The sequence below is a fragment of the Aneurinibacillus danicus genome (genome assembly GCF_007991215.1).
GTDB lineage: Bacteria > Bacillota > Bacilli > Aneurinibacillales > Aneurinibacillaceae > Aneurinibacillus > Aneurinibacillus danicus.
Map to the genome: position 1 here is coordinate 1 of NZ_BJXX01000070.1, position 3,228 is coordinate 3,228.

Below are 3,228 nucleotides of genomic sequence, written 5' to 3' on the forward strand. Positions count from 1 at the left end.
TGCACAATCTTCAACAAAAGGATGAAATCATCAAGCAATGCCAACAAAAAATAGAGCAATACGAACAAAATATAAAACAATTAACCGAACAAGCGGCTCAAGCGGAACCACTGTGCACTGCCAGCGCATCTGCAGCAGAAAGAAGAGAAAGCACCCATGAGAGCGGCACTGTACCTATGCAGCAAAGACAACCGGCACAACCGACGCCCAAAATCAATGCTCCTAAACAGTTACCTGAAGAAGTAGTCGTTTGGATGAGACGAGCGACCGAGGAAGTCGATTGTCTGGCTCCTCCGACTCTGGATTATCCGCTTCCATACCCGAATCAGAGGCGCGGGAGCTCTCCGATTAATCCATTTAAAAACAAGTCAACATCAGTTTCCGGGCAGACTGCTGCTCCTAGTTCTAAATATCAGAACGCATCCAATGCGTTTATGCGCCAGCATCATACACCCCAATTTCCTTCTCAATCATCGACCTTTAATCCATTTAAAAATCAATAGCACACCCATTCTTTCTCAAGAAGGTGACCATTTAAAATGACAGGACATAAATATACTAGTAATTGGAATACACCATTTTTAATTGAAAGAAGGGATTTATCAATGACGAAAGACGAGCTGCGGGCCCTTTATGAAAGAAGAAAAAGCATGCCTGTCTCCCACTGGCCCGGACATGTGGTAGATCGTCCACCTGCCCAGCCGTCATCTACGGTGCGACATCAGACCGTTCAACAGCCAGCACGGCGTGGAGGGTGCTGTTTCAAACGGTCACAAACCCAATCCGCCGTACCTTCTCAGATTCAATCCAATACACTCACCATCCGCCCTAAAAGCTGCTGCGGCAGACAAAGCTAACCCCCTTGCAACCTCATGTCCTTTTTTAGTGACGGAGCAGGTACGACGAAAAATGCTGCATCATTGTATTGTACAACTCCCTTATGAAGCCTGCGGTCTTCTGTCCGGGAAAGATTGGCGGGCAACGACGTTATGGACAATGGATAATGTGGAAAAAAGCCCGATTTCCTTCGCTATGGACACGAAACAAATCGAGGCCGTCTTTGGCGAAATGAAAAAGAAGGGGGAAGAGTTGATCGGAATTTACCATTCCCATCCCACGGCGCCTCCTTACCCCTCCCATCTCGACATTGCATACGCCGCTTACCCCGACGCCGCGTACATCATTGTCTCGCTTTCCGGCAAAAGCCCTGAAATCGGTTGCTTCCGCATTCAAAATCGGCAGGTAACAGTTTGGCCGTGGCAAACCGTCATCACGTAACTATTTCTTTTACATGAAAAAACCGGCTTACCAAATGCCGGTTTTCTTCATTCACGGAAATTTCCAGACCATCCCTCTCCATGATCCCTAAATTGCGTCGCAGTTCAATCGGAATGACCACCCTGCAGCCCTCTATTCTTTTTTATACGTACTTGTCAGGGTGACAAGCATACAATACAACATGGACCACTGCTTGCAACTCTCTTGGAAAGGAGGTGCCCGCTTGCCGGAGCTATCCTGGCTGCACCTTGTCGTGCTGGTGCTGGCGTCATTTCGCCTCACTCATCTTATTGTATTTGATGAAATTACCGCATTTTTGCGCCGTCCGTTCCTTACCGTCACATATGAAGAGACCCCGGACGGGGACGAAATTCGTCACGTAGAGGTAAAAGGCAAAGGGCTCAGGGCCTCTATCGGCTCGCTTTTGAGCTGCTATTGGTGTACCGGCATCTGGGCGGCCGCGCTGATCGTCGCTCTTTACGTGTTTGTTCCCGAGTCCTTCCTGCTGCTGCTTGTACTGGCTATCGCCGGCGCCGCTGCTGTTATCGAGACAAAAATATGAGAAAAACTCGCGGTCGTTGCCGGTCTTTGTCTCCCTCCGCTTCACACGCTCCACAAGGAAAAAGGAACGTTTGGCACACGCCTCGCGAGTTTTTTCTCGCTTACGAATGGAGGGAAAGTATATGTTGCTTTATCACTGTAAAGCGAAATATACTTTCCTATACCAAAAAAAGAGCCGGACGCACTATGTTTCGCGTTCGGCTCTTCCGTTTATTTTTTTGATCTCCGCTTACCACAGCCACAGCCCCCTGATTTGCCGCCCTTCTTCCTAGAAACCGCCAGGGATTTACCCACACTTTCTATACCCGGTATCTTCACTACTTTCTCACCTGTATATTTACTCTTTACCGTCATGCGTCTCCCTCCATTTTTATATCACACACGTAGTGTAATGTATGCATATTCGCAGACAAGGGTGTATCCTCACAGGCATAAGAACAGGGCCGGAATCTTTTTCGATTCCGGCCCCTTTCACCTTTTCATACTATTCGATTGTTTTCAGGTTCGTTAGGCAGCTCTGGCAAATATTGCGGCCGCGGTAACTGCTGATGTTCTCTGCTGAATCGCAGAAGATGCAGGCCGGGGCATAACGCTTCAAAATAATCTTCTCATCATCCACAAAAATTTCCAGACCATCCTTCTCCGCTATCCCTAAATTACGGCGCAGTTCAATGGGAATGACCACCCTGCCCAGCTCATCTACTTTCCGTACCACACCGGTTGCTTTCATTGCCATTTTCATAACCTCCTAGTCTTCGTCATCTACATTGTTGACTATCTTCTTACTTAATTCTATCAAGTCTGCAATTAATTAACAGTGCAAATATTGCATGGAATTGGTAATAGTCCCTTTTACTTGAATAGATGTATCTTATAGTGTTCGAATACGTCAGGACTTTTCACACATTGTCCTTCCCGGCGAAGCATGGCATGATAACTATGTTCCTTTCTGTACTACATTGGACATTACAGGCAAAACAACAGGCAAACCCTTTGCTCGTTTCTCTTGGTCAAAAGATGCGTTCACACTTCGAATGTTATATCTGCATGAATGTATACATCTTAGAGGTGGTGACAATCGATATGTTCAAGAAACTGCGTGATATGCTAAACAGTTCACCGAAGCGGGATGACGGCTGGGTCGTAGTATTTCTCGACCGAAACGACTTTCGTTTGCAGGCGATGCAACGGCGATTGGAAGAAAAGGGGATTCGTTCTTTTGTGAAGAAGCAATCGGCCATTTACGTACATGAAAGTGAATTGGAAGAAGCAAAGCAAACCGTGTCGGAATGGGTGAACTAGCCGACAAAAAAGACGGAGCAAGAGATACCACGGTATCCCGCTCCGTCTTTTTTCTGTGAAAATCATTGAGGAAAAAAAGAGGAGAAG

7 protein-coding genes are annotated in these 3,228 nt (G+C 46.8%); 5 read left to right on the top strand and 2 right to left on the bottom strand.

Annotated elements, in window-relative coordinates; translation table 11 throughout:
- From ADA01nite_RS21985 to ADA01nite_RS08800, 4 genes are all read left to right on the top strand, one after another.
- A partial coding sequence (locus ADA01nite_RS21985) for a hypothetical protein (RefSeq protein ID WP_170230205.1) occupies positions 1-503 on the top strand: 503 nt, incomplete at its 5' end.
- Between the two features lie 102 nt (positions 504-605).
- On the top strand, positions 606-857 hold the full coding sequence (locus ADA01nite_RS08790; RefSeq protein WP_146809582.1) for a hypothetical protein: 252 nt from the start codon (positions 606-608) through the stop codon (positions 855-857).
- A gap of 28 nt (positions 858-885) precedes the next feature.
- Positions 886-1,278 (top strand): M67 family metallopeptidase, encoded by a 393-nt coding sequence (locus tag ADA01nite_RS08795; protein ID WP_281285999.1) that lies wholly within the window; start codon positions 886-888, stop codon positions 1,276-1,278.
- A gap of 223 nt (positions 1,279-1,501) precedes the next feature.
- Complete coding sequence (locus tag ADA01nite_RS08800; RefSeq protein WP_146809584.1) at positions 1,502-1,840, top strand: DUF1360 domain-containing protein; 339 nt, start codon at positions 1,502-1,504, stop codon at positions 1,838-1,840.
- Positions 1,841-2,049: 209 nt separating this feature from the next.
- Here ADA01nite_RS08800 and ADA01nite_RS21990 read toward each other — a convergent pair whose 3' ends face one another.
- Both ADA01nite_RS21990 and ADA01nite_RS08805 read right to left on the bottom strand, forming a co-directional pair.
- Positions 2,050-2,193, bottom strand: a complete 144-nt coding sequence (locus tag ADA01nite_RS21990) for a hypothetical protein (protein WP_170230206.1) — start codon at positions 2,191-2,193, stop codon at positions 2,050-2,052.
- A gap of 130 nt (positions 2,194-2,323) precedes the next feature.
- On the bottom strand, positions 2,324-2,575 hold the full coding sequence (locus tag ADA01nite_RS08805; RefSeq protein ID WP_174760599.1) for an AbrB/MazE/SpoVT family DNA-binding domain-containing protein: 252 nt from the start codon (positions 2,573-2,575) through the stop codon (positions 2,324-2,326).
- A gap of 347 nt (positions 2,576-2,922) precedes the next feature.
- Between ADA01nite_RS08805 and ADA01nite_RS08810 the strand changes: the two genes are divergently transcribed.
- Entirely contained in the window at positions 2,923-3,141 is a 219-nt protein-coding gene (locus tag ADA01nite_RS08810; protein ID WP_146809585.1) for a hypothetical protein, read from the top strand.
- Positions 3,142-3,228: the final 87 nt, after the last annotated feature.